This window comes from Magnetofaba australis IT-1 (assembly GCF_002109495.1).
Classification (GTDB): Bacteria; Pseudomonadota; Magnetococcia; order Magnetococcales; family Magnetococcaceae; genus Magnetofaba; species Magnetofaba australis.
In genome coordinates this window covers 728,454-752,030 of the sequence record NZ_LVJN01000020.1, presented here as the reverse complement: position 1 = coordinate 752,030, position 23,577 = coordinate 728,454, and the positions used below count along the sequence as shown (strand labels likewise).

Below are 23,577 nucleotides of genomic sequence, written 5' to 3'. Positions count from 1 at the left end.
CATCCGGTGGCGCGCTGACGTCATGGATTGATTACGCCTGCTCTTCCAGCAGGGCGTTGGCCAACACCAGTTCAGCCTCTTTTTCACCCATCTGACGCTTGAGTTCGCCATGCGCAAAGGCCAGATCCCGCTGCAGATTGTAATACTTGATCGTCATCGCCACGCGATTGGTCAAGATCGCCCAATTGACCGGTTTGAGGATCACCTCCACAGCGCCGGAATGGAACGCCTGCTCCACAGCATCCTCGCTATCCATGCCGGTGACCATGATCACCGGCACATGGCGCTTTTGCGGGAGCGCAAGGATGCGCTCGGTCGCCTCATAACCATTGGTTCCGGGTAGGTTGGCGTCCATCAGCACCAAGTCCGGCGCATTGGCGGCGAACTTCTCCACGCCCTCCTCGCCACTGGCGGCAATGGTGGTCTCATACCCGGCGCTATTGAGCTTTTTGGCCGTCAGTATTGCGGTATCGGAATCATCCTCCACGATGAGAATGTGCGGTTGGGATCTGTTCATACCTCACGCTCCATTTGGAATTTCGCCAAAGGGGGGCAAAACGTTTCCGCCTGCCGACGTCGGCAATACGCTCAGAGCGCGCATCAGAACTCAATCCCCTTGGCGGCCTTGATCCCCTGCTCGTAGGCGTGCTTGAGCAGCCCCATCTCAGTGGCGGTGTCGGCCAGGTCAATCAATGATTGCGGCGCATTGCGACCGGTGAGCAGCAGATGGAGCCGCTCGGGTTTGCTCTGGCGCACGAACTCGGCGATCTCCTCCCCTGTGAGCCAGCCGTAGCCCACGCAGTAGATGATCTCATCCAGCAGCACCAGATCGTAGGCGTCGCTGGCGATCTTCTCCTGAGCAAACTCCCAGATCTGGCGCGTGGTGGCGCGATCCTGCTCCGGGTTCTGCGTATCCCAAGTGAAGCCGTCGCCCAGGGCGTGCCACTCCACATTGTCGAATTTGGCCGCCGCCCGCTCCTCGCCGGTCTTCCATTTGCCCTTGATGAACTGAATCACGCACACCCGCATGTTCCAGCCCGCCGCGCGGAACACCATGCCGATGGCGCTCGACGATTTGCCTTTGCCATCGCCGGTGTTGAGCAGCACCAGGCCACGACGTCTGTCTGCGGATTCTGCGTTCATGGGCGCATCTCGGATCTGGGGGATTCCATGTGAGTCTGAAAAGATTATAAGATCTTGGAGCGCCTTGCCAGAGATTGGCGTCAACGGCTGGGAAATGCTGGCTGGCGTGGCTGCGTTCTGTGGATGCAGAGAATACAGGCTTTCCCGCACACATTGGCTGGCTTTCCCTGGCCGCCGGCCCGACGGCATTCGCTCCTGACGGCTGCGCCGACAGATCACTCACCGCCGTTTCCCTGTCTGCCTCTATGCTGGTTCAGTCGTTGCGCTTCTCTTGCGGATTTTTGCTGGCTCTACTTTTGCTCAAGGGGAAACGGCCTACAGACTAAAGATATTGGGGCGCTGCCCCAAACCCCGCCAGGGCGCCGCCCTGGACCCGCTTAAGGGTCACAGACCCTTAAGAATCCCGCCTCCGGCCAGCCGGAGGCCAATAGTCAGCGCAAGATTGCCGCACCTCACGCACACACTTTTACTCTTCGCCGGACCGCTCCAGGATCTCCCTCACCGGCCTGAAGCTTCTGCGATGATGCTCCGTCACCCCATGCTCGGCCATCGCCTGCTTGTGCGCCGCCACCCCATACGCGCTGTTGCGGTCCCAACCATATATGGGGAACTCCGCATGCAGCGCCGTCATAATGCGATCCCGCGTCACCTTGGCGATGATCGACGCCGCCGCAATGGAGAGCGAACGCGCATCCCCCTTCACCACCGCCTGCGCCGGGCACGGTAGTTCCTTTGGCAGTCGGTTGCCATCAATGAGAAGAGAATCCGGGGCAAAGGGAAGAGCCGTCACCGCGCGATGCATGGCCAGCATGGCGGCGTGGAGGATGTTGATCTCGTCGATCTCCGCCACCGACGCCTCACCCACGCCAATGGCCAGGGCGCAGGCTTGAATCTGCTCGAACAGCGCCTCGCGCTGAATCGCCGTGAGTTTTTTGGAGTCGTTGAGTCCGGCGGGAAGGTCGTCAACCTGGGAGTCAGGCCCAATGGGAAGGATCACCGCAGCGGCCACCACGGGGCCGGCCAACGGTCCGCGCCCGGCCTCGTCCACACCGGCAATGCGCTGGACGCCGGACGCAAAAAGCGCGCGCTCCAGAGTGAGATCCGGGCGCGCGCTCTGCACTGCTTTGCGCGTCATAATCGCAGTACTCAGGCGAGCAAACGATTAGAAGTCGCGCTTCTCTTTAATACGGGACGCCTTACCGGTGCGGCCGCGCAAATAGTAGAGCTTGGCGCGACGAACATCGCCGCGACGCACCACTTCGATCTTCTCCAGACGGTTGGAGTGCAGCGGGAACACCCGCTCCACGCCTTCGCCGAAGGAGATCTTGCGCACGGTGAAGGTGGAGCGCAGACCGGCGTTCATGCGGCCGATGCACACGCCTTCGAAGATCTGCACCCGCTCGCGGGCGCCTTCGACCACTTTCACATGGACTTTCAGGGTATCGCCAGCGCCGAAAACGGGCGCTTCGCGCTGAATCTGTTTCTGTTCAAAAGCCTGGAGTTCATTCATCGTTCAATCCTCATTGCGCCGCATCCCGGCCTGCCCGGCATCAGGTTCGCGGTCAGTCTCCCACTCGTCCAGTGCAGCGGCCAGAGCTTTGATCAAGCGCGTCTCGTGTTTATCGAGTCGCGCTACGCCGATCAGCTCCGGGCGCCGGATCAAGGTGCGCAACAGCGCCTGACGTCTCCGCCACTGCGCCACAGCGCCGTGATCGCCCGACCGTAACACGTCGGGGACGGGGATGATGGCCTCCTCCCGTCCCGATTCGACGCCCTCCTCACTCAGCGGCGCCCAGTGGGCGGGGCGCGTGTAGTGAGGGTGATCGAGCAATCCTTCCACAAACGAATCCTCGGCAGCGCTCTGCGCATCGCCCAGGACTCCGGGAATCAATCGGGCCACCGCGTCAACCACCGCCATGGCCGGAATTTCCCCGCCGGTGAGCACAAAGTCTCCCAGCGACAACTCCTCATCCACCCGCTGCGCCACAAAGCGCTCATCGAGCCCTTCGTAGTGACCACACAGCAGGATCAGATGCTCTTCCCCAGCCAACCGCGTCGCAGTCGCCTGATCAAACTTCGGCCCCTGCGGCGACAGATAGATCACCCGCCCCTTACCCTGGGCGACCACCGCCGCATCCAGCGCCCGCTCCAGCACATCGGGCTTCATCACCATGCCCGGACCGCCGCCGAAGGGAGCGTCATCCACTCGCCGATGGCGATCGGTGGCGAAATCACGGATCTGAATCAGATTCAGCGCCAGTTTACCATCATCGCGCGCCCGTTTGAGAATGGAATGCTCCAGGGGAGCAAACATCTCCGGGAACAGCGTGAGAATGGTAAAAGCGCTCATCTCGCCCGGTCCCGCATTCACAAACAGACGGCATTCACAACCACGCTGACGCGCCGCCCGCCCGAATCACATCCCCGGCAGGGGACGCACGCGCACCGTGCGCGTCTCCATATCGGCTTCGATCACCACATCGGCGATGTACGGCAGCAGCCGCTCGCCATCCGGGCCATTGACCACGATCACGTCATTGGCCCCGGTGGACATCATATCCGCCACCACGCCGAGGTTTGCGCCGCTGTCGGCGTCCACCACCGCGCAGCCGATAAGATCCAGCCAGTAGACCTCATCTTCGTCGGGCGCGGGCAGATCGGCGCGCGCCACCTCCAAGCGCGCTCCGTAGAGCGCTTCGGCGGCGTTGCGATCGGTCACGCGCTCCAGCTGCAGCGCCAGACCGCGCCCATGCCGACGCCCGCCTGTGACGCGCGCCAGATAGGGTTTGCTGGACGCCGCGCCCTCAGGAGGAATCACCCACACCGCGTCAAACGCCAGCAGTGTGGTCATCTCTTCGGTCAGGGGCTTGACGCGCATTTCGCCGCGTACGCCAAGGGCGCCCATCACCTCGCCCACGGTCACCCGCTCGTCGTTCCCGCTCATGGGCTCGATTCCGCTGGATCGCAGGGTCAGCAGGATTAGGCCGCCGCCTGTTCCTGCGCTTTTTTCAGAATTTTGGCAACGGTTTCAGTGGGTTTGGCGCCCACGCTCAACCAATGCTCCACGCGCTCGGATTTCAGTTCAACCTGCTCGGCGAACTCTTCCTTGCGGGGGTCGAAGGTGCCCAATTTTTCCAGGAAACGACCGTCACGGGGCATGGTGGATTCGGCGGCGACGATGGCGTAGAAGGGACGCTTTTTGGAGCCGCGACGTTGCAAACGGATACGAACAGCCATGGGAATGTCCTCTGTTTTCTGGCTGCTCGCCCCGCGCACAGCGCGGATAGCCCTCAGAGCAGCGATGAGTCCCCGCCCAGCTCGCTCGCACACTCTGGCGCGCATAGCCGACGGTTCCGGGGGGCATCCGGGAAAATCAGGCAATAATAGGGATTATTCGGCCACAGTCAAGCCTGAAACAGGCCCGCCAACGAAAAAGCTACGCCAAGCGCCGACCCATGGGCTGATCCCAGTGATGAATGTGGTTGGCGAACCAGTCGTAGGCCAGCACTTTCAGGCGCAGATAGAGGTAAGCGGGATCGCGCACGCGAGTGACGATCTCCCGCCGCACATTGCTCAGATCGCGCCGGAAGGCGTCGTGGCGCGCCTTATGCTCATCCAGGCCGACATTACCGTTCTGACGCATCAGCAGCTCCTCGGCCAGGAAGCAGTCGTGTGCCATATCTTCAAACGTCCCGGTGGCGCCGAACAGGTCATCATGCTCGCTGGATCCCAGGAACAGCGCGCGCAGACGCTGGGCTTCGGCAAACAGCGCTTGATGCCGCGCATCGATCTCCGTCAGCCCAGTGGCCATCTCGTCGCGCCACCCGGCATCCCAATCCGCCGGCATCGCCTCGCGCCGCGCATCCATCGCCCGCTGACGGTAGATCTGCGCCACCGGATCTTCATCGCCGGAACACGCCAGACACGGCCCCAGCAGATTGAGCGCTTGCTGGTGGGCGCCCAGATGGTGCAACGCGATGGCGCGTTCCAGCAGAGGGCGCGTCTCATCTTTGAGCGCGCGCAACTCTGCGCTCTCATGATCATACACTTCATACACAAACGCGGGCATGCTGCGCCCTTTGGGCGCCACCACATCGACAAAGCGGATGCGCCGCGCTTCGGGTTTGCGCATGGCCAGCATGGCGTCATGGCTGATCAGCAGCGGCGCCTTGTAGAGCTTGGTCATCCCCTCCAGGCGCGCGGCCAGATTCACCGCATCGCCGATCACCGTGCCGTCCATGCGTTCGCGGTTGCCCACCGCGCCCAGCATCAACGTGCCGGTGTTGACGCCATAGCCGGTGCGCACTTCCGGCTCGCCGTTGCGCGCGCGGCGCGCATTGAAGCGCGACAGCGCCTTGATCATGCCCAGCGCCGCCGCCACCGCGTCATCGGCCTGCTGCGGAAACAGCGCCATAATGGCGTCGCCGATATACTTGTCCACCACCCCCCCTGTGCTGGTCACCTCCGGCTCCACCGCGTCCAGGTAGTCGTTGATGAACTCGAACACCTCCTGCGGCGAACGGGTCTCGGAGAAGGCGGTAAAATCGCGGATATCGGAGAACAGCACCGTCATTTCGCGCACCACGCCATCGCCGGGGCGCACATCGATGATATTGGTCTTGCCCAGCAGCGCCAGGAAAGCGTCGGGCACGTAGCGCGACATGGCGTCGCGCAGACGCTGTTCGGCGCGCTCAGCCTCGAAGCGGCGGGTGATGTCGTTGACCACCAGCGTGAGGAAACGGTTGTCCTGGTAGCGCACTTCGCTGGCCAGCAATTCGGTGAGAATGCGCACGCCATCTTTGCGCACCGCACTGCACACCAACCCCTCCCCCAGAGCCAGATGGTCGGGTTTGAGCGCGCGGAAATAGTCATCAAAATTGGTAAAGGGCGGCGACGGCAGCAGAAACTCCACAGACTGCCCCACCACCTCGTCAGCGGCGAAGCCAAAAATCCGCTGCGCGCCATTGTTATAGGCGCTCACCTGACCATCGGTTTCAATAATCAGAATGCCGTTGACGGTGCTGTCGACCACGGCGCGCAGCCGCTTCTCCTGCTCGATGAGCCGATGCTCCCGCGCCACCAGTTGCGCGGTGTTCATCTTCAGCCAGGAGGAGACGCGCCCCACCAGATTGCGTGAGATCAGCGGGAATTGATTGGTCACGCGGTGCAGCACATCCTGATCGATGCGCAGCAACTGCGCCGGGCGCTGGCATTTGACCGTGGCGTTGGGGGGCGTATCCAGCAGCGTGGAGAGCTCGCCCACGGTATCGCCGGGGCGGGCAAAGCGCGATGGCGGCTCATCGGGTCCATCAAAGTGGATCGCCACCTCCCCTTCCAGCACCACATACATATGGTGCGGCGAACGCATGCCCGGATGCAGCAGCGTCTGCCCAGGCTCCGCCTCTTCAATGGGGCAGTCGCCCAGCGCCTTGCACAGCGGCGCGGGTTTCACCCCATAGAAGATCTCCACCCGCCCGATGATCGACTCATCCATAGCGCTTCCGCCTAATCGCCAAGCATCTTAGAAAGGCAGGCCCGGCAGACCGCCGCCGCGCATAAAGCCCTTTTTGCCCAATTTGCCAAACCGCTTCATCATCTTCTGCGTCATGGCGAACTGCTTGAGCAGCTTGTTGACATCGGAGACCTGCACCCCGGCGCCGTTGGCGATGCGGCGTTTGCGCGAAGCGTTGAGAATCTGATGCTTGCGTCGCTCCTCTTTGGTCATGGAGAGAATGATCGCCTCCACCCGCTTGATCTGCCCGTCATCCAGATTGACGTCCTTGCCCTTCATCGCCTGCTTGACGCCGGGAATCATCTCCACCAGCTCGCTCATGGAGCCCATCTTCTTCACCTGCTGCATCTGGCTGAGGAAATCCTCCAGGGTGAAGCCTTTGCTCTTAAACAGCTTCTCTTGGAGTTTGGCGCTCTCTTCGAGATCCACCTTCTCCATGGCGGTCTCGACCAGGGTGAGCACATCGCCCATGCCGAGGATGCGCGAGGCCACGCGGTCCGGGTGGAACGGCTCGATGCCGTCGAGCTTTTCGGAGACGCCGAGGAATTTGATCGGCTTGCCGGTGACGTGGCGAATCGCCAGCGCGGCGCCGCCGCGGGCGTCGCCATCGGTCTTGGTCAGCACCACGCCGGTGACGTCGAGTCGCTCATTGAAGCTCTGCGCCACATTGACCGCATCCTGACCGGTCATGGAGTCGGCCACGAAGAGGATCTCGACGGGGTTGGCGATGGATTTGATCTCCACCAACTCATCCATCAAGGTCTCGTCGATGTGCAGACGCCCGGCGGTGTCCAGGAACAGCACGTCCGCGCCGCTCTTGCGCGCCGCCTCCAGCGCGCGCTGGGCGATGACCTGGGGCTTCTCATCGGGCGAGGCGTCCAAACACGCCACCCCAGCCTGCTCGGCGACGCTGCGCAACTGGTCCATGGCGGCGGGGCGATAGACGTCCAGCGACGCCACCAACACCCTCTTGCCTTCGCGCTCGGCCAGACGTTTGGCCAGTTTGCCGGTGGTGGTGGTCTTACCGCTGCCCTGCAGACCGGCCATCAGCACCACCGCTGGCGGCTGCGCGGCCAGATTGAGCGACTCGTTGACCGCGCCCATCAGCTCGACCAACTCGTCGTGCACCACCTTGATCATCTGCTGGCCGGGGGTGACCGACTTGGTCACCGACACCCCCACCGCCTTCTCCTTGACAGAGGCGATGAAGGATTTGACCACCGGCAGACTGACGTCGGCCTCCAGCAGCGCCACGCGCACGTCGCGCAGCGCCTCTTTGATGTTGTCCTCGGTCAGATGGCCGCGACCACGCAGTTTTTTGAATACGCCGTCAAGCCGGTCGGATAAGGAGTCGAACATGGAGCCAAAGCCTCGAAATCAGTAGTCGCGCCAAAGGGAGAACGTTACGCCGCCAGCCGCATCTTAGCGCGGCTCAGCGCCGCGCACGGTGGGCTGCCGACGCATGCCCCACTCGGCCATGGAGCCATCATAGAGTTTGACGTTGTCAAACCCCAGGTGGCGCAGCAGCAGCCACGTGTGCGCCGCGCGGTGGGCGGTGTGACAGTAGACCGTCACCGGCGTCGCCGTATCGCTCAGACCGATGGCGGCGAAACGCGCCTTGAGGGATTCGTCATCCTGGATGTACGGGTTCTGCGGGCCCTTGAGGTTGCTGATCCAATCCATATGCACCGCCCCAGCCACATGCCCCCGCACCGGGCCCAGGGTCTGGCCCAGGTATTCGTTGTCGCTGCGGGTGTCGATGAGGAACCCTTCGGCCTCACCGTCAGCAATGGCGCGCACATCCTCCATCTCGGCGTAGTAGCGTCCGGTGGGGCTGGAGGAGAACATGCCCGGGGCCTCTTTGGGGGCCTCGCCATCCATGGGGCGCTGCTCCTGATACCACGCGCCCAGACCGCCATCGAGGGTGACGAACTTCTCATGCCCCATACAGGCCAGGGTCCACAGAAAGCGCGCCGCATCCAGGCCGCCGGTGGCGTCATAGGCCACCACCAGAGTCTCCGGGGTAATGCCCAGACGGCTGAGGGTCGGGTGCAACATATCCGGCGACGGCAGCATGCCGGGCACCCCCTCCACACTGGCGACGATCTCCATATACATCACCAGATGCGCGCCGGGGATGTGCATGCGCGGATAGAAGTTCTCACCGCCCACCTGCACGATGCACAGGCCATCGGCGTCGAGGTTCTGTTGCAGCCAGTCGGGGCTGACGAAAAGACCGGTGGGAAGATCGCTCAGAGGTTGCGACATATGCGGCTCCAGCAAGCGTGCGGCTGCAGGGCGCCGCACGCGGTTCGGTTAAGGTTGGATCCTATTCAACGCGCAGATTCGCCGCATCCAACGGCGACACTCCGCACGCAATCAACAGTTGCGTCAAACGGATCAGCGGCAGTCCCAGCAGGGAGGTGGGGTCGCTCCCTTCCATGGCGGAGAAGAGCGTGATCCCCAGCCCCTCGGACTTAAAACTCCCCGCGCAGCCATAGGGCTGATCGCGGTCAACATAGTTGGCGATCTCCGCTTCGCTGAGGGAGCGGAACACCACGGCGAAATCCACCGCTTCCACCTGCGCCCGCCCATCGGGCGAGAGCAGACACAGGCCGGTGTGGAACGGCAGCCGCCGCCCCGAGGCTGCGCGCAACTGCGCCATGGCGCCGTCGCGATTCCCCGGTTTGCCGACGATAGCGCCGTCCAGCACCGCCACTTGGTCAGAGCCGATGATCCAGGCGCCGGGGAATTGCGGCGCCACCGCCCGCGCCTTGGCCTCGGAGAGACGCAACACCAGTGATAAAGCGGTCTCGCCCGGCTTGGCGCTCTCGTCCACATCCGGCGCGGCGGTCTCGAACGGCAGCCCCAGACGCGTCAGCAGCTCCTTGCGATAGGGCGAGGTGGAGGCCAGCGCCAAACGGGTCATCTCATCTCCTGCATGCCGGTGTTCGCGCGCGCATGGCCACCCCAAACAGAGGCGACAATACTGCTGTTCACACACACAGCAAACAGCACTTAAGACGCGGGATTGCGGCAACGTTACCACAAAATTGCGCCGCCGCCGAGGCAGAGCGTGCGAACCCGGAGGCGGCTTCCCATGCGCGGGCGCTAGAAGCGATGGCGTTCTCCGCCCAAAGAGCGAGCCGCAATCTGTATGCGAAGAAGAACGAAAACGCGCTTTGGCGGCCGTGAGGAGACAAAACAGCCGAGTAAAAACGGATGATATAGTCGCCGCAGAAGAGAATTAGACATTTGAAGCGAGAAGATATCGAGGGCTCTGCCCTCGAGCTCCCAAGATCAACAGCTACACCGTGGGCTCCGCCCATGTATGGTCCGCTCCGCCACAGCAAGAGAAAATATCCATTGATGTGTGAGGCTTAGTTGCGCCCATGTATCCGGCCTGTTGATGAGGGGCTTGTCGCCCTCTGGCCCTGATGGAATTTGCGCGTGGCCCTCCTCAACACACCCTCGACCTCTATGGGCCCTTGGGCAGAACAGGTTTTTGGCCACGCAGGGCTATGCCGTTTCACGCCATCAATCTCGACTCTCTCTCGCAACCTGGCTGGTGGGATCTCTTGTTCTTTCCTTATCGGCCTGTTTTTCTTTTAGAGTTGTATTGCACTCTCTCTACACAGTGGCTCTGACCTGATAGGCCTCCTGCTTCACCAGCATCGCCCATGCGCTGCGCGCCATGCGGTTGGCCAGCGCCACCACCGCTTTATTCGCGCCGCGGCGTTCCGACACCGACACCACCCACCGGCTGCGGCGGTCCGGCTTTTTCTCCGCTACACGCAACACCGCCCGCGCGCCATGAATCAACAAGGTGCGAAGATAACCATTGCCACGCTTGCTGATCCCCGTCAGCCACGCCTTGCCCCCTGTGGAGTGCTGATTGGGAACCAACCCTATCCACGCCGACAGCTCTCGGCCATTCTTAAACGCCCGCACATCCCCCACCGACGCCAACAGCGCCGTCGCCGTGATTGGCCCCACTCCCGGGATCGTCATCAGTAGCCGACACTGTGGATCCGCCTTGGCCAGCGCCTCAATCTCATTGTCATACATCGCTATGCGCTCATCCAGACGCGTCAACTCCTCACACTCCTCCTCCAGCAAGCGCAAAAACAGCGGACTCAATTCCAGACTCTCATCACTCAAAATCAGCACAATCGCTCGTCGCGCCTGCTTAATGCTCTTGGGAAATACGATCCCATACTCTGCCAGCAGTCCCCGAATCTGATTCACCAACGCCGTGCGGTTCTTCACCGCCAAACTGCGTATCCGATGCAGCGCCAATATCTCTTGCTGGGCAACGCTTTTGATCCCCACAAAGCGCATGTTGGGCCGCTGGACCGCTTCGCAAATCGCTTCGGCGTCCACGCTGTCGTTCTTGTGCCGCTTGACGTAGGGCTTCACATATTGCGGCGCCATCAGACGCGTCTCATGCCCATATCCCTGAAATTTCCGCGCCCAATGGTGGGCGCCGCTACTGGCTTCCATCCCCACCAGGCACGGCGGCAGTTGCGCCATGAACTCCAGTAACTTATCTCGTTTCAAGCGCTGTTTCAGAACGCTCTTGCCGCGCGCATCGACGCCATGCAACTGAAACACGCTCTTGCCCAGATCAATACCCAGTACCCGTACCTGTCCGTTTTCGATATGATTGCTCATGGTCCGCTCCGACTCCGTTGAGATGGAAAAACACACCACCATCTTGGCCCATTGCGAGGCCGTTTGGGTAGCGGAGCGGACCATTCCATTACACCCGCTTAAGGGTCACAGACTCTTAAGAATCCCGCCTCCGGCCAGCCGGAGGCCAATAGTCAGCGCAAGCTTTACCTGTGTCACACAAACATTGAGGAGCCTGTGCAATTCTGAATTGCGGTGACTATAGAGAGTGGGAAAGGTCACGATGAATGAACGATTTCGCGTAGCGGCGACTCACAACACAGAAGGTTGCGCCGCACGCGCAAAGCGACCGATCCTGCTGAGCGGGCCTCGGAGCAACACGCCAACGGCCCGACATTCACGCGCACCACTCAACCAGGAGAGACGCCCATGGAGCCCAGCGACAACACCGCAACCCAACGCTCCGCCGCCCAGGAGCACGCCATCGCCACACTCGATGAGATCCTCACCCTGCGCGATCGCATTGGCGAGCAGGCGGCCGACGCCTATGCGCTGGAGTACCTGGATGCGCTGATTCAAGGATTGCTGGCGCTCTCAGAGAACCCCCACCGCCTCTCCCTGGGATTGATGCGGATGAGCGGCGAGAGCCTGAACCGGGGCCTCTCGCTGCGCGGCGGCCAGATGGCGGCGCAACTGGCCATCGAGCGCGCGCGCCGCAATGTCGGCTCACAATCGTCCTGATCCGACGCAACCGGGGCGACTCTGACGCAAGCGGGGCGACGCTACGGCGTCGCCGCCTCCCGCCCGGCCAACGTGTAGGTCAGCACGCGGGCGCGCACCGCCCCTTTCCAGGCTGAAGGCAGATCCCGCGCATCCAAACCAAACACCCGCGACATCCCCGCCTCCAGCGGTTTGACCTGATCGCCGAACACCCCCCCAGCGATCACCAGAGGGTCCAGTTGCCTGCGCGCCAGAATGTGGCCGTTGCGGTCAAGGAAATCCAGCTCCACCCGTGCGCTCTCCAAGGTCTGCTCGGCCCAGTTGACCAGATCGCCCTGCAGCCGCCGATGCCCCAGCACACTGCCGCCCAAACGGAAATTCCCCACCGCCACCGGCCCGTTGGTCTCGACGGTGACCTGCACGGCGTTACCCTGATCATCCAACGCTTTGAGCGCCACCGACTGCGCTGGACGCTCCGCCCCAACACGGGGCTCTGCTGGCGGCTTGGGAGCCTCCTGCTGCTGTTTTTCCGCTTGTGGCGGCGGCGCGGGCGGCGCGGCCTTCTGCATGCGCGTGGCCCGCTCCATCTCCTGGGTGGAGACGTAACGCTCCGGCGCCGGGCGTTTGGGCGGATCCAGCGGCGCCCCCTCATCCCCACCAATAATGCCGCCCAACAACGAGCCTCCAGCGCTTTTCCCCACCTCACCACTGCCGCTGGCCTTGGCCGCCGCGGCGGCCTTCTGCCCGCTTTCGCCCTTGGCTTTCCACTCGGCGGCGGCGCGCTCGCGTTTGAACATGCTGCCAGACTCGAAGCCCTTCTCCCGCGCAATGAAGATCAGCCAGAACGCCACCGGCAAAATCAGCAGGACGCCAATGGTCACCCAGCGCTGCACGCGGCGCCCCTGCTCCTCCATCATGCGCGACCAGCGTTCCCGTCGCGATAACGGCCTGTCGCTATCCAACTCATCAAGATTCATGATTCCCATACTCCTTTTGCCCTGGCCCTGAGACCGCGTTCCCGGCATTCTCCCTGTTCGGGTCGACAGCGCGCACAGAGCAAACGTCAAAGACAAGCGACACACTGCGCCTGTTTTGACATCTGACCGTCATTTTTATTTGACCCTGCTCACGGCAACCGCACAGAACAGGGCGCACAATTCGCCAGGGTGCTGATTTTATTGCAACCCGTATGCCCATAAGCCATTTTCATTGCCGACAATCCGGGGAGTTTGTCATGCAGCTCTACACCTCGCCCACCTCGCCGTTTGGCCGCAAAGTCGTCATCACCCTGTTTGAGCGCGGCCTACTGGAACAGACCGAGGTGATCGTCATGAACGCCCTGGACAACCCGGCGGCGCTACTGCAATCCAATCCGCTGGGCAAAGTGCCGTGCCTGATCACCGACGATAATCAGGCGATCTACGACAGCCCGCTCATCTGCGCCTGGCTGGACAATTTCAGCGGTGATCGCGGACTGTGGGCCGGACACGGCAAGCCCCACTGGGAGCGCCACAAACGCCAATCCCTGGCTGACGGTCTGATGGAGGCGGCGTTCCTGCTGGTGATGGAGCGCAAGCGCCCCGACGCCGAGCAGTCGACGCTGTGGATGGCGCGCTGGTCCGACGCCATCGCCCGCGGCGTGGCGGTGCTGGAGCGCGACGCCGAAGCCATCGGCCAGGGCGGTCGCGTGGATCAGATCGCGGTGGGCTGCGCCCTGGGCTATCTGGACTTCCGCCTGCCCGATCTGAACTGGCGCAGCCACGCGCCGCGCCTGACGCCCTGGTTTGCCGAATACGCCCAGCGCCCGGCCATGCTGGCCACCCAACCCAGTTAGACTCCATCGTAGACCCAGGCGTTATGGCGCAGAGGCAAATTTCGCCCTGCGCCATTTTTTTTGCCCTCGCGGGGTTGCATTCCCCCAACAGCGACCCCACATAAGGGGTCGAACCAAACGCGCCGCGTTCAACCCGTCGGCGTCGCACTCCCACCATTTCAAATGGATGGATCATGAATCAAAGTTCTGAAAACCGCGAACCCGAGTCCGACGAGCAGCCCGAGCAGAGCTGCGAACTGCCCCCCGAAGAGGCCGCCGAAGCTGCCGAAGCCGCCGCCAAAGAGGAGTCGGCGCAGGGCGCGGAAGAGGATTTGGAGGCGCGCCTGCAAGAGGCCGAGCGCAAGGCCGAAGAGAGTCAGGCGTCGCTGCTGCGCGCCATGGCGGAGATGGAGAATCTGCGCAAACGCGCCGCCCGTGAAACTGAGCAAGCGCGCCAGTTCGCCATCGAAGGCTTCGCTCGCGACCTGCTGGGGGTGGCGGACAATCTGGACCGCGCCCTGGCGCACATGATCGAAGGTCAGGACAAGGATCTGGACCCCGCCATCCAGGCCATGGCCGACGGCGTCACCATGATCGGCCAGGAGTTGATCAAAGCCCTGGAGAAGCATGGGGTGAAAAAGGTCGAGTCCCTGGGACAGCCGTTCAACCCCAATTTCCATCAGGCGGTGATGCAGGTTCCCGACGCCGACGCCAAGCCCGACACTGTGGTGCAGGAGCTGGCCCCGGGCTATGTGCTCAACGACCGTCTGCTGCGCCCAGCCATGGTGGGCGTGGCCACCTGAGCCCGAAGAGGAAAATGCGCCCCACGGGGTTGACGCAGCGCGCTGCACACCCCATATGCGCTAACAGGAAACAGCAACGCGCCGCCGGATGACGCCGGAGGCGATGCACTCATAAAAAGAAAGACGCGCCGGCGTCATTCGCAACGCGAAGATTAAGAGGAAACGGCCATGAGCAAGGTGATCGGCATCGACTTGGGCACCACCAACTCCTGCGTCAGCGTGATGGAGGGGAAAGAGCCCAAGGTGATTGAAAACAGCGAGGGCGTGCGCACCACCCCCTCCATGGTGGCGTTCGCCAAAGATGGCGAGCGACTGGTGGGCCAGTCGGCCAAGCGTCAGGCGGTGACCAACCCCACCAACACCCTCTACGCCATCAAACGTCTGATCGGCCGCCGCTTCGACGATCCTTTGACCAAGAAGGATATGGAGCTGGTGCCCTACCAGATCGTCAAGGCCGACAACGGCGACGCCTGGGTGCAAGCGGGCGCAGACGAGAAGAAGATGAGTCCCTCCGAAATCTCGGCGATGATTCTGCAGAAGATGAAGCAGACCGCTGAAGATTACCTGGGCGAAAAGGTCACCGACGCCGTGGTCACCGTGCCGGCCTACTTCAACGACGCCCAGCGCCAAGCCACCAAGGACGCCGGCAAGATCGCCGGTCTGAACGTACTGCGCATCATCAACGAGCCCACTGCGGCTGCGCTGGCCTACGGTCTGGACAAGAAGACCGGCCAGACCATCGCCGTGTATGACCTGGGCGGCGGCACCTTCGACATCTCCATCCTGGAGATCGGCGACGGCGTGTTCGAGGTGAAGTCCACCAACGGCGACACCTTCCTCGGCGGCGAAGACTTCGACATGGCCATCATCGACTATCTGGCCGATGAGTTCCAAAAAGAGAACACCATCGACCTGCGCAAGGACAGCATGGCCCTGCAGCGCCTCAAAGAGGCCGCCGAGAAGGCCAAGATCGAGCTCTCTAACAGCGGCTCGACGGATGTGAACCTGCCCTTCATCACCGCCGACGCCAGCGGCCCCAAGCACCTCAACGTGAACCTCTCCCGCGCCAAGCTGGAGTCGCTGGTTGAGCATCTGGTGCAGCGCACCCTGGAGCCCTGCCGTCAGGCGATGAAGGACGCCGGCATGAGCGCGTCGGACATTCAGGAGGTGATCCTGGTGGGCGGCATGACCCGCATGCCCAAAGTGCAGCAGGTGGTGGGCGAGTTCTTCGGCAAAGAGCCCCACCGCGGCGTCAACCCCGACGAAGTGGTGGCCATCGGCGCGGCGGTGCAGGGCGGCGTGTTGCGCGGCGACGTGCAGGACGTGCTGCTGCTGGACGTCACCCCGCTCTCCCTGGGCATCGAGACCCTGGGCGGCGTGTTCACCAAGCTGATCGACAAGAACACCACCATCCCGTCGAAGAAGTCGCAGGTGTTCTCCACCGCCGCCGACAACCAGTCCGCGGTGACCATCCGCGTGGCCCAGGGCGAGCGCGAAATGTTCGGCAGCAACAAACTGCTGGGCCAGTTCGACCTGGTGGGCATCCCCCCGGCGCCGCGCGGCATGCCGCAGATCGAAGTAACCTTCGACATCGACGCCAACGGTCTGGTGCATGTGCACGCCAAGGACAAAGGCACCGGTAAAGAGCAGTCCATCAAGATCGAAGCCTCCGGCGGTCTGTCCGAGGAGGAGATCAACCAGATGGTCAACGACGCCGAGGCCCACGCCGAAGAGGACGCCAAGCAGCGCGCCTTGATCGACGCGCGCAACAACGCCGACTCGCTGGTCTACAGCACCGAGAAGTCGCTGACCGAGCACGAAGGCAAGATCGACGCCGAGCTCAAAGGTCAATTGGAAGCGGCGGTGTCTGAACTCAAGGGCGTGATGGGCGGTGAAGACGCCGAAGCCATCAGCGCCAAGACCGAAGCCTTGATGCAGCTCTCCATGAAGATGGGCGAGCAGATCTATAAAGAGGGCGCGCCCGAGGGCGGTCCTGACATGTCCGGCATGGGCGGCGGTTGCGGTCCCGACGGCTGTGGCGGCGGCGATGCCGGCGCCGACGCGGGCGGCGCCAAGGCCGACGACGTGGTGGACGCCGAGTTTGAGGAAGTGAAAGACGACAAGAAGTAATCGTCTGGGAACAGGCGCGCGCCCGGCCCATTGCGAATGGGCGCGCGCTCACGCATCGTAGGGCCGTCCGGCGCCTGCGCATGGGAGGCGGCGCTCAAATGGGGCGTCGCCTTTTCCCGGTTTTAGGGAACGCTTTACGGCACATCGGCTTTGGAGAGTTCGGGCATGAAGGATCTGTATGAAATTCTGGGTGTTGCGCGCAACGCCAGCGACGCGGAGATCAAAAGCGCCTATCGCAAGCTGGCGATGAAGCTGCACCCGGACCGCAACCCGGATGACAAAGAGGCCGAGGCGCAGTTCAAAGAGGTCAACGCCGCTTATGAAGTCCTCAAGGATGGCAAAAAGCGCGCGATCTATGATCAATATGGCCACGCCGGACTGAATCAAGGCGCGGGCGGCGGACACCCCGGCGGACCGGGTGCGGCGGGCTTCGGCGACATCTTCGAGGAGTTCTTCGGCGATATCTTCGGCGGCGGACGTCCGGGCGGGCGCGGCGGGCGCAGCGGCATGCGTCAGGGCGACGACTACCGCTACGACATGCCGGTCACCTTGGAAGAGGTGATGAGCGGCGCCGAGAAGACCATTCGCATCCCCTCCGAAGTCGCCTGCGACACCTGCCACGGTAGCGGCGCCAAACCAGGCACCACGCCGGAGACCTGCACCACTTGTGGCGGTTCCGGCCAGGTGCGCACCCAGCAGGGCTTCTTTGCAGTGGCGCGCACCTGCCCCACCTGTCGCGGCGAAGGCACCATGGTGCGCTCGCCTTGCGGGACCTGTAACGGCACGGGCAAAAAGCAGAAAGAGAAGACCCTGACGGTGAAGATTCCGCCGGGGGTGGACACCGGCACGCGCATTCGTCTTTCGGGCGAAGGCGGCGCGGGCTCCCGCGGCGGTCCTCCGGGCGATCTCTACATCATGATCGAGGTGCTCAACCACAATCTGTTTGAGCGCTACAATAACGACCTGCTGTGCATCGTGCCAGTGAGTTTCCCACAGGCGGCGTTGGGCGCCAAGCTGGAGGTCCCTACCCTGACTGGACGGGCGCGCATCACCATTCCGCCGGGGAGTCAGACCGGCAAGCGTCTGGCCATGCGCGGCAAGGGTTTGCCGCATCTGAATCGTCCGGGGCTGTTCGGCGATCTGGTGGTGGAGATCCGCGTAGAGACGCCGGTGAACCTGAACAAACGTCAGCGCGAACTCTTGGAAGAGTTTGAGAGCTGTTCGGACGGCACCTGCCAGCCGGAGTCCACTGGATTCATGGATCGGGTGAAGAGCTTCTGGGACAAGATGGCCAACTAAGCCACGCCTACGGATCGAACCTCTGATTGTCGGAATGTTGGAGGGCGTCACGCTATCAGGCTCAAGACGCCGCAGCGATATTGCGCCTGATAGCGTAAATAAGTTCTCTGTGGAGTGAGGTTACTCTCACGCCATGAAGCCAGTGTCCTGCAACGCCTGAAGATCGAATCCGCAGAAACTGGCCGGGGGTTCGTGGGGCTCTTGACTGATGTACTGGCTCGCCCTGAGTGGTATTTGAGTCGCCACTGGAAAGAAATTAACCCACGCCTCTCTCAACGCCCGGCAACAAGACCTTTCCGCCATGGCGCTGGTGAGCTGCACGTTGGGCAGATCTGGACCCATGCCGTCATTTGGCTGTGTACAGCACATGCCCGCACGAGGAAGACCAGCCCCTTGCATCGGAGCGCGTAATGGGGCATTCAGTCGTAATAGTGACTGTGCGGCCTGTGCATCAGGCCCCTGATTATCATGATAAGGCGCAAGAGAAAGGCCGCTTGAACCGACGTCGTCACTTTGTCGACAATCCGTGTTTGTCTCCGCAAACAAACACAGCGTAACATACTGGAAATGTACAATGTCCCCGTAGCTCAGCCGGATAGAGCAACGGATTCCTAATCCGTAGGCCGGAGGTTCGAATCCTCTCGGGGACGCCATTTTAATCAACGTCTTATTGCGCTTACACAGATTCCGTATTTTTTCCTGGGTGTGCATTGGGGTGTGAATCTGTCTTTGATTTGGGTTGGCCTGCCCGGCGAATAACGGGGAAACCACTCTGACCGCTGGGCGTCAGGTCAGGCAAAAGAAAACCCGGCACAGTGGCCGGGCTTGGTGCTGTCTGTCGTGTCCAGGCCATACCCTGACGTCATGCATCTTTGGCAGTGCTTGTTGGCGCCACTGTTTCGTTACCCTCTTGCTGTTGCCCTTCTTTGACCGCCTCTTTGAGCATCTGAACCATCTCAATAAATGTTCCCGCACGCCCACCGCGCGCAACATAGTTCACAGCCTTAGTGGTTTCACGAATATCTTCCCTCATGTGAAGATACATCTCCTCAATTCGCCCAAAATTACGTTCTGATTGCATTTTGTAATCACTGAAATCTTGAATGAATCCGCTGAGTAGTTCAACGCACCGCGCCAACATATAAATCACCCCGAAAAACCCAAAGACTAGCACCCAAGTCTCCCAACTGTCATTCATTGCAACCCCCTTGGCTTGTTTATTCTTGTCAAATGACAACTCTCTTTCTGTTCCAAACATACGACGCACGCCATCGAATTTCAGCTTGATTTTTCCCAACGCTCCCCCGCATTGTGAAGGCGACGCGGACAGAACCCGCGTTGCGGCTCTGACAGGCCGCCATCACTGGCGCTTCCAAACGCGCCGCGCTGTCCCTTGTGGATGGTGCGGCTTTTGCGTTGTGGTCTTATGGCCGGGTGCGTGATGTAGCCCTTCGGGGCTAGCTGCTTCCAGTGGGCGGTTCCTGTCAGACATCACGTTTCCCGGCCACCTGGCGCTTCTGACAGAGCAACGGGTGGCTCCATCAACACTGGAGAGCCAGACCATGACCTGTCAATGGCGCCCGAAAAATGCAGCACCATGGCGCCGCAATAATGCATCACTTGGGCATTGGTTGGGCGCGTAGCGCACAACGGGGTTTGCCGTTTTCCTTTGTCTTTAAAAAAACGAACAAAAACATCTTTTCAACACACTTGAGATTCAGAATGAGGGAGAGGCGGCAGACCTGTGGGAAACGTGTTTCGTTTTCCACAGGGATAGCGGAGCGTCCGCCTCTCCCGGAGCCGCAAGTGGGCAGGATCGCCAGTTTCAGGAAGGGTCGGTTTTGCTATTTGAGCAGGAAGCTTTTGTTTCTGCAGCGCGCTTTTGCCGTTTGCTTTGATTCAGTCGATAGCTTTCGCCGTTCATCTCCAGGATGTGGACATGATGGGTCAACCGATCCAGCAGGGCGCCGGTGAGGCGCTCGGAGCCGAAGACCTCCGTCCACTCCTCGAACGGCAGGTTGCTGGTCACCATCACTGAACCCTGCTCATAGCGCTGGCTGATCACCTCAAAGAGCAGCTCAGCCCCCGTTTTGGAGAGTGGGACGAAGCCCAATTCGTCGATGATCAACAGCTTGTGTTTACTCAACTGACTCTGGAAACGCTGCAGCCGCTTTTCGTCGCGCGCCTCCATCAACTGGTGTACCAGCGACGCAGCAGTGGTGAAGCCAACCGCCAACCCCTGCTGACAGGCGGCCAGGCCCAATCCCAACGCAATATGGGTTTTCCCGGTTCCGCTGTTGCCCAAGGCGATGATATTGGCTCGGCGCTGAATGTATTCGCAACGCGCCAGCTCCATCACCAGAACCTTGTTCAATGAGGGCATGGCCAGGAAATCAAAGGAGTCCAGGCTCTTGATGGTGGGAAACCGGGCTTGTTTGATACGTCGCTCCACCATGCGCCGCTCCCGCTCAATCAACTCCAGTTCGCTCAGTCGCAGCAGGTATCGGCTATGATCAACGCCTTCCGCCGCGCACTGTTTGGCGATCTTTTCATATTCTCGATAAAATGTGGGCAGTTTGAGCGCTTTGAGGTGGTGCGCCAGGAGGATCTGCGGAGAGTCGTTCATCGCTGCTCTCCTGACGTCAACGCGGCGTAATCCCTGGCGGATGTACGCGCCACATGCACTTCGGGCAAAAAGGGATATCGGGACAGATCCAAACGGAGCGGACGTTGTTCAATGTGCCGGATCAGCAGATGTTTGACCGCCTCAAAGCCAATGGCGCCCAACTTCAACGCCTGTTGCACGGCAAAATGGACCTGTTCAAAGGAGAACGTCTCCAATAGGCGCAGAACCTGAATATATTCCCGCTTGCCCTTTTTACCCAGGCGGGACTCCATCAGACGGCGCAAGGTGGCGAACTCATCTGGCAGTTCCCATCCTTGCAACGGGGCGGCTTGATCCAGCGCCCTGGGTTTCTCCTCCAGCAGCGCCAGATAGTGCAAGGGGTCATAGATGGCGTCCTCACGCGCATAGGAGCGTGGATGCCGGGCAATCACCTCAGCGCCACAGGCGATCACCACTTCGTGGATGTAGCCCCGCACCTGCACATCGTGAAAGCCATAACGCACCGGAACCGAATAGTCATTGGTTCGATAGCGCACCAGCGCCTGGGATGTGACCTTGGCGCTCACCTTCTCGCAAGCGTCGTAGGGAATTGGCGGCAGCGGCAGGAACGCCGCCTGGTCTGTGGAAAATCGTTCTCCGATACTCCGCTGACAGCCTCGCAATGTCTGTTGACGACGCTCCAGGCATTTCTGGCGCAGGTGAGCGTTGAGCGCATCAAACGATTCAAAGCGGGGAGCCGGGACCATGAAGTTGCGTCGGGCGTAGCCGACCAGCCCCTCGACCTTGCCTTTGTCGTTACCTCGCGCCGGGCGGCCAAAGCGGCTATCGAACAGGTAATGGGATTGCAGCCGGATCATCTCTTCGGTCAGATCTCGGCGACCATCCCGGTAAACTTTGACCACGGCGATGCTGGTGTTGTCGTACAGAATGCTTTGGGGAACGCCGCCGAAGTGATCACAGGCGGCGTTATGCCCCGCACAAAACGCTTCCGTGGTTTCCGCGGGGAAGCCCATAACGAAGCTGTCGTCGCTGTAGGGCAGACTCATACAGAAAAAGTGGATCTTGCGCTCCACGCCGCCGATCACGCCGTGCGTTTGCCCAAAGTCCACCTGGGCGTGTCCGGGCGCATGGCTGAGGGGAACAAACTTCTCTTTCAGATGCAGACGCTTGCCGCGCACATACTCCTTGACCGCGCCATATTTCCCGTCGTAGCCGTATTCATCGCACAGCCGTTCATATATCCGCTGCGCGGTGTGGCGCTCCTTCTTGATCTTCTCCAGATCGTTCTTGAGAATCTGATCTATGAACCCGGTGAACGGCCCCAGTTTGGGCAATCTGACCGGCTTGCTCCGCTGGTAGCCTGGCGGCTCAGGGTTCTCCATCATTTTGCGCACGGTGCGCGGATCCAGATCAAAAGTCTCCGCCGCCTTGCGCTTGCTCATCCCGCCTCTGGTTACCGCCAAACGCACTTCTCTGTACATGCTCACTGAATACATCCTCCCACCCCCTGACCCGGAAACTCTATGACTGAGTTTTCTGAGTTAGAGAGCTTTTTCTGGTGTGGGATTTTTGGACCGCCATTTTTGGACGATCCAAGCTGTTTCAGTGATGCATTTTTACGGCGCCATTCTCAGCCATTTTTGGACGATCCAAGCTGTTTCAGTGATGCATTTTTACGGTGCCATTCTCACACCGGCTCATCAAACCGCGTACGCCTCAGACCAACGGCATGGTCGAACGTTTCAATGGCCGCATTGCCGATATCCTGACCACCACACGCTTTGATTCACGCCAAGATCTGGCTGCAACACTGACTCGATATGCGTGGCTCTACAATCAGCAGATCCCGCAAAAAGCCTTGAATCACAAAACGCCAGTCGCCACTCTGAAAGCTTGGCAATTAACTCATCCGCACTTATTCCATAAACAGGTCAGGAATCATCCGGGACCCAACACTCAGCGAATTCAGGATCATTACTGATTTTGAAGTTCTTGAGGCGATGGGGCTTCAGACCAGCGGCGTCCCAAATCTGGCGGACTTGCCACGTGGTGATTCCAGCATAATCCGCCATGAGTCGCACGCTCCAATGCGTGGCTTCGTGGGGAACGCGATCCACCGTGGCCTGGAGCACCATTTGAACCTGTTGCTCTGTCAGTTTGCGGGGCTGCCCTGAACGAGGCGCATCACTCAGGCCATCAACGCCATGCTCTTGAAAGCGTCCTCGCCAACGGTAAACCGTCGGGCGGCTAACGCCTAACTCTTCCGCTATGTCCGCTGGTGAGAGACCCTCAGAGCTTCGTAGCACAATTCTGATGCGTTGAACCACGCTCTGTGGCGTCTTGGCGGCCCGCAACAGCGCATCTAAGTCAGAACGCTGCGCATCGGTGAGTGCAAATAATGGAGTGTGTTGAGTCATGAATAATCATAACATTTTAACGCTCCAAAGTAACGGAACTAACCGCACGGGACACTAGGGAGTACGGCGTCCCCCAGGCCTTGGGATCTCCACTGCTCTGCGGCGGCGCCCTTGCCACAAAGCTTTGACATGTTCGTTCGATTGGGCGCACTGTTCCAAGGGCTTGCGCACAGGATCGGTGTTTGCGCCTCTGGCGTTGTTGACATCCGATGCGACATGCGCGCGTCCGCGCTTGTACGCTCCGCTTTTTCAGCGAATTTCGTATGCGCAGGAGCGAAAATACGCATTGAGTTAACAGCGCAGCATTTTGCGCTGCGTGTTCTCTTTGCGTCTGTTGATCGATAGTTTACGGACAGGCGCCGTTTGCGCCATGGCCCACCACTACGCCAACCCGGGAATTCATTGCTTTTCCACGCGATGAAACGCCTTTGGCGGGCCATGGCGCATCCACGCTAGGTCAGCTTTCCCGTCTAGATATGGTA

The 23,577-nt window shown here is 61.0% G+C and carries 22 protein-coding genes, 1 tRNA gene and 1 pseudogene; 7 read left to right on the top strand and 17 right to left on the bottom strand.

What is annotated here, in order from left to right; translation table 11 throughout:
- Positions 1 to 31: 31 nt before the first annotated feature.
- From MAIT1_RS15525 to MAIT1_RS15470, 12 genes are all read right to left on the bottom strand, one after another.
- Complete coding sequence (locus MAIT1_RS15525) at positions 32 to 517, bottom strand: response regulator (protein WP_085444464.1); 486 nt, start codon at positions 515 to 517, stop codon at positions 32 to 34.
- Positions 518 to 600: 83 nt separating this feature from the next.
- Positions 601 to 1,143, bottom strand: a complete 543-nt coding sequence (gene cobO, locus MAIT1_RS15520; RefSeq protein WP_085444463.1) for a cob(I)yrinic acid a,c-diamide adenosyltransferase — start codon at positions 1,141 to 1,143, stop codon at positions 601 to 603.
- Between the two features lie 466 nt (positions 1,144 to 1,609).
- Entirely contained in the window at positions 1,610 to 2,278 is a 669-nt protein-coding gene (locus MAIT1_RS15515; RefSeq protein WP_085444462.1) for a ribonuclease HII, read from the bottom strand.
- Positions 2,279 to 2,305: 27 nt separating this feature from the next.
- Entirely contained in the window at positions 2,306 to 2,653 is a 348-nt protein-coding gene (rplS, locus tag MAIT1_RS15510) for a 50S ribosomal protein L19 (RefSeq protein ID WP_085444461.1), read from the bottom strand.
- A gap of 3 nt (positions 2,654 to 2,656) precedes the next feature.
- Positions 2,657 to 3,493: a tRNA (guanosine(37)-N1)-methyltransferase TrmD gene (gene trmD / locus MAIT1_RS15505; RefSeq protein WP_085444460.1), complete on the bottom strand. Its 837-nt coding sequence runs from the start codon at positions 3,491 to 3,493 to the stop codon at positions 2,657 to 2,659.
- 66 nt (positions 3,494 to 3,559) lie between these two features.
- A complete protein-coding gene (gene rimM, locus MAIT1_RS15500; protein WP_085444459.1) occupies positions 3,560 to 4,087 on the bottom strand; it encodes a ribosome maturation factor RimM in 528 nt (175 codons plus the stop codon).
- Positions 4,088 to 4,122: 35 nt separating this feature from the next.
- Positions 4,123 to 4,380 (bottom strand): 30S ribosomal protein S16, encoded by a 258-nt coding sequence (gene rpsP, locus MAIT1_RS15495; RefSeq protein ID WP_085444458.1) that lies wholly within the window; start codon positions 4,378 to 4,380, stop codon positions 4,123 to 4,125.
- A gap of 199 nt (positions 4,381 to 4,579) precedes the next feature.
- The gene (locus MAIT1_RS15490) at positions 4,580 to 6,637 is read right to left on the bottom strand and encodes a PAS domain S-box protein (protein ID WP_085444457.1); all 2,058 of its coding nucleotides are present in this window, start codon (positions 6,635 to 6,637) and stop codon (positions 4,580 to 4,582) included.
- A gap of 27 nt (positions 6,638 to 6,664) precedes the next feature.
- Positions 6,665 to 8,014 (bottom strand): signal recognition particle protein, encoded by a 1,350-nt coding sequence (gene ffh, locus MAIT1_RS15485; RefSeq protein ID WP_085444456.1) that lies wholly within the window; start codon positions 8,012 to 8,014, stop codon positions 6,665 to 6,667.
- Positions 8,015 to 8,077: 63 nt separating this feature from the next.
- A complete protein-coding gene (locus MAIT1_RS15480; RefSeq protein WP_085444455.1) occupies positions 8,078 to 8,923 on the bottom strand; it encodes a sulfurtransferase in 846 nt (281 codons plus the stop codon).
- Between the two features lie 61 nt (positions 8,924 to 8,984).
- Positions 8,985 to 9,584 (bottom strand): Maf family protein, encoded by a 600-nt coding sequence (locus tag MAIT1_RS15475; protein ID WP_085444454.1) that lies wholly within the window; start codon positions 9,582 to 9,584, stop codon positions 8,985 to 8,987.
- A 701-nt stretch (positions 9,585 to 10,285) separates the two neighbouring features.
- Complete coding sequence (locus MAIT1_RS15470; RefSeq protein WP_085444004.1) at positions 10,286 to 11,329, bottom strand: IS110 family RNA-guided transposase; 1,044 nt, start codon at positions 11,327 to 11,329, stop codon at positions 10,286 to 10,288.
- A 387-nt stretch (positions 11,330 to 11,716) separates the two neighbouring features.
- Between MAIT1_RS15470 and MAIT1_RS15465 the strand changes: the two genes are divergently transcribed.
- Complete coding sequence (locus tag MAIT1_RS15465; RefSeq protein ID WP_085444453.1) at positions 11,717 to 12,028, top strand: hypothetical protein; 312 nt, start codon at positions 11,717 to 11,719, stop codon at positions 12,026 to 12,028.
- A gap of 41 nt (positions 12,029 to 12,069) precedes the next feature.
- On the opposite strand, the gene MAIT1_RS15460 is transcribed toward MAIT1_RS15465, so the two are convergent.
- Positions 12,070 to 12,984, bottom strand: a complete 915-nt coding sequence (locus MAIT1_RS15460) for a hypothetical protein (RefSeq protein WP_085444452.1) — start codon at positions 12,982 to 12,984, stop codon at positions 12,070 to 12,072.
- Positions 12,985 to 13,241: 257 nt separating this feature from the next.
- Here MAIT1_RS15460 and MAIT1_RS15455 point away from each other — a divergent pair, with 257 nt between their 5' ends.
- The 5 genes from MAIT1_RS15455 to MAIT1_RS15435 all read left to right on the top strand — a co-directional run bounded on the left by MAIT1_RS15455 (position 13,242) and on the right by MAIT1_RS15435 (position 18,705).
- On the top strand, positions 13,242 to 13,841 hold the full coding sequence (locus MAIT1_RS15455; protein WP_158089539.1) for a glutathione S-transferase: 600 nt from the start codon (positions 13,242 to 13,244) through the stop codon (positions 13,839 to 13,841).
- A gap of 173 nt (positions 13,842 to 14,014) precedes the next feature.
- Positions 14,015 to 14,623, top strand: coding sequence for a nucleotide exchange factor GrpE (gene grpE, locus MAIT1_RS15450; RefSeq protein ID WP_085444450.1), 609 nt, complete (start codon positions 14,015 to 14,017; stop codon positions 14,621 to 14,623).
- Between the two features lie 168 nt (positions 14,624 to 14,791).
- Positions 14,792 to 16,753, top strand: a complete 1,962-nt coding sequence (gene dnaK / locus MAIT1_RS15445; RefSeq protein WP_085444449.1) for a molecular chaperone DnaK — start codon at positions 14,792 to 14,794, stop codon at positions 16,751 to 16,753.
- 165 nt (positions 16,754 to 16,918) lie between these two features.
- On the top strand, positions 16,919 to 18,052 hold the full coding sequence (dnaJ, locus tag MAIT1_RS15440; RefSeq protein ID WP_085444448.1) for a molecular chaperone DnaJ: 1,134 nt from the start codon (positions 16,919 to 16,921) through the stop codon (positions 18,050 to 18,052).
- Between the two features lie 576 nt (positions 18,053 to 18,628).
- Positions 18,629 to 18,705: transfer RNA gene (locus MAIT1_RS15435), tRNA-Arg, on the top strand.
- A gap of 209 nt (positions 18,706 to 18,914) precedes the next feature.
- On the opposite strand, the gene MAIT1_RS15430 is transcribed toward MAIT1_RS15435, so the two are convergent.
- The 3 genes from MAIT1_RS15430 to istA form a co-directional block, all read right to left on the bottom strand.
- Positions 18,915 to 19,349 (bottom strand): hypothetical protein, encoded by a 435-nt coding sequence (locus MAIT1_RS15430; RefSeq protein ID WP_143814877.1) that lies wholly within the window; start codon positions 19,347 to 19,349, stop codon positions 18,915 to 18,917.
- Positions 19,350 to 19,877: 528 nt separating this feature from the next.
- Complete coding sequence (gene istB / locus MAIT1_RS15425; RefSeq protein WP_085439986.1) at positions 19,878 to 20,678, bottom strand: IS21-like element helper ATPase IstB; 801 nt, start codon at positions 20,676 to 20,678, stop codon at positions 19,878 to 19,880.
- Positions 20,675 to 22,174 carry an IS21 family transposase gene (istA, locus tag MAIT1_RS15420; protein ID WP_143814876.1) on the bottom strand — a complete coding sequence of 500 codons (1,500 nt, stop codon included), beginning with the start codon at positions 22,172 to 22,174 and terminating at the stop codon, positions 20,675 to 20,677. Before istA ends, istB begins: the two co-directional genes overlap by 4 nt.
- Before the next feature lie 194 nt (positions 22,175 to 22,368).
- Here istA and MAIT1_RS15415 point away from each other — a divergent pair.
- A pseudogene (locus MAIT1_RS15415) lies at positions 22,369 to 22,659 on the top strand (integrase core domain-containing protein); the annotation flags it as partial.
- Here the strand turns inward: MAIT1_RS15415 and MAIT1_RS15410 are convergent.
- Positions 22,610 to 23,095 (bottom strand): IS630 family transposase, encoded by a 486-nt coding sequence (locus tag MAIT1_RS15410; RefSeq protein WP_414673643.1) that lies wholly within the window; start codon positions 23,093 to 23,095, stop codon positions 22,610 to 22,612. The pseudogene MAIT1_RS15415 and the gene MAIT1_RS15410 overlap by 50 nt on opposite strands.
- Positions 23,096 to 23,577: the final 482 nt, after the last annotated feature.

Coding starts and splice junctions, on each gene's coding strand:
- rimM (WP_085444459.1), bottom strand. CDS start 4,087: ATGAGCGGGAACGACGAGCGGGTGACCGTGGGCGAGGTGATGGGCGCC.
- MAIT1_RS15465 (WP_085444453.1), top strand. CDS start 11,717: ATGGAGCCCAGCGACAACACCGCAACCCAACGCTCCGCCGCCCAGGAG.
- trmD (WP_085444460.1), bottom strand. CDS start 3,493: ATGAGCGCTTTTACCATTCTCACGCTGTTCCCGGAGATGTTTGCTCCC.
- rplS (WP_085444461.1), bottom strand. CDS start 2,653: ATGAATGAACTCCAGGCTTTTGAACAGAAACAGATTCAGCGCGAAGCG.
- MAIT1_RS15460 (WP_085444452.1), bottom strand. CDS start 12,984: ATGAATCTTGATGAGTTGGATAGCGACAGGCCGTTATCGCGACGGGAA.
- ffh (WP_085444456.1), bottom strand. CDS start 8,014: ATGTTCGACTCCTTATCCGACCGGCTTGACGGCGTATTCAAAAAACTG.
- rpsP (WP_085444458.1), bottom strand. CDS start 4,380: ATGGCTGTTCGTATCCGTTTGCAACGTCGCGGCTCCAAAAAGCGTCCC.
- grpE (WP_085444450.1), top strand. CDS start 14,015: ATGAATCAAAGTTCTGAAAACCGCGAACCCGAGTCCGACGAGCAGCCC.
- istA (WP_143814876.1), bottom strand. CDS start 22,174: ATGTATTCAGTGAGCATGTACAGAGAAGTGCGTTTGGCGGTAACCAGA.
- MAIT1_RS15410 (WP_414673643.1), bottom strand. CDS start 23,095: ATGACTCAACACACTCCATTATTTGCACTCACCGATGCGCAGCGTTCT.
- dnaK (WP_085444449.1), top strand. CDS start 14,792: ATGAGCAAGGTGATCGGCATCGACTTGGGCACCACCAACTCCTGCGTC.
- dnaJ (WP_085444448.1), top strand. CDS start 16,919: ATGAAGGATCTGTATGAAATTCTGGGTGTTGCGCGCAACGCCAGCGAC.
- MAIT1_RS15480 (WP_085444455.1), bottom strand. CDS start 8,923: ATGTCGCAACCTCTGAGCGATCTTCCCACCGGTCTTTTCGTCAGCCCC.
- MAIT1_RS15470 (WP_085444004.1), bottom strand. CDS start 11,329: ATGAGCAATCATATCGAAAACGGACAGGTACGGGTACTGGGTATTGAT.
- MAIT1_RS15475 (WP_085444454.1), bottom strand. CDS start 9,584: ATGACCCGTTTGGCGCTGGCCTCCACCTCGCCCTATCGCAAGGAGCTG.
- MAIT1_RS15455 (WP_158089539.1), top strand. CDS start 13,242: ATGCAGCTCTACACCTCGCCCACCTCGCCGTTTGGCCGCAAAGTCGTC.
- istB (WP_085439986.1), bottom strand. CDS start 20,678: ATGAACGACTCTCCGCAGATCCTCCTGGCGCACCACCTCAAAGCGCTC.
- MAIT1_RS15490 (WP_085444457.1), bottom strand. CDS start 6,637: ATGGATGAGTCGATCATCGGGCGGGTGGAGATCTTCTATGGGGTGAAA.
- MAIT1_RS15515 (WP_085444462.1), bottom strand. CDS start 2,278: ATGACGCGCAAAGCAGTGCAGAGCGCGCGCCCGGATCTCACTCTGGAG.
- MAIT1_RS15525 (WP_085444464.1), bottom strand. CDS start 517: ATGAACAGATCCCAACCGCACATTCTCATCGTGGAGGATGATTCCGAT.
- cobO (WP_085444463.1), bottom strand. CDS start 1,143: ATGAACGCAGAATCCGCAGACAGACGTCGTGGCCTGGTGCTGCTCAAC.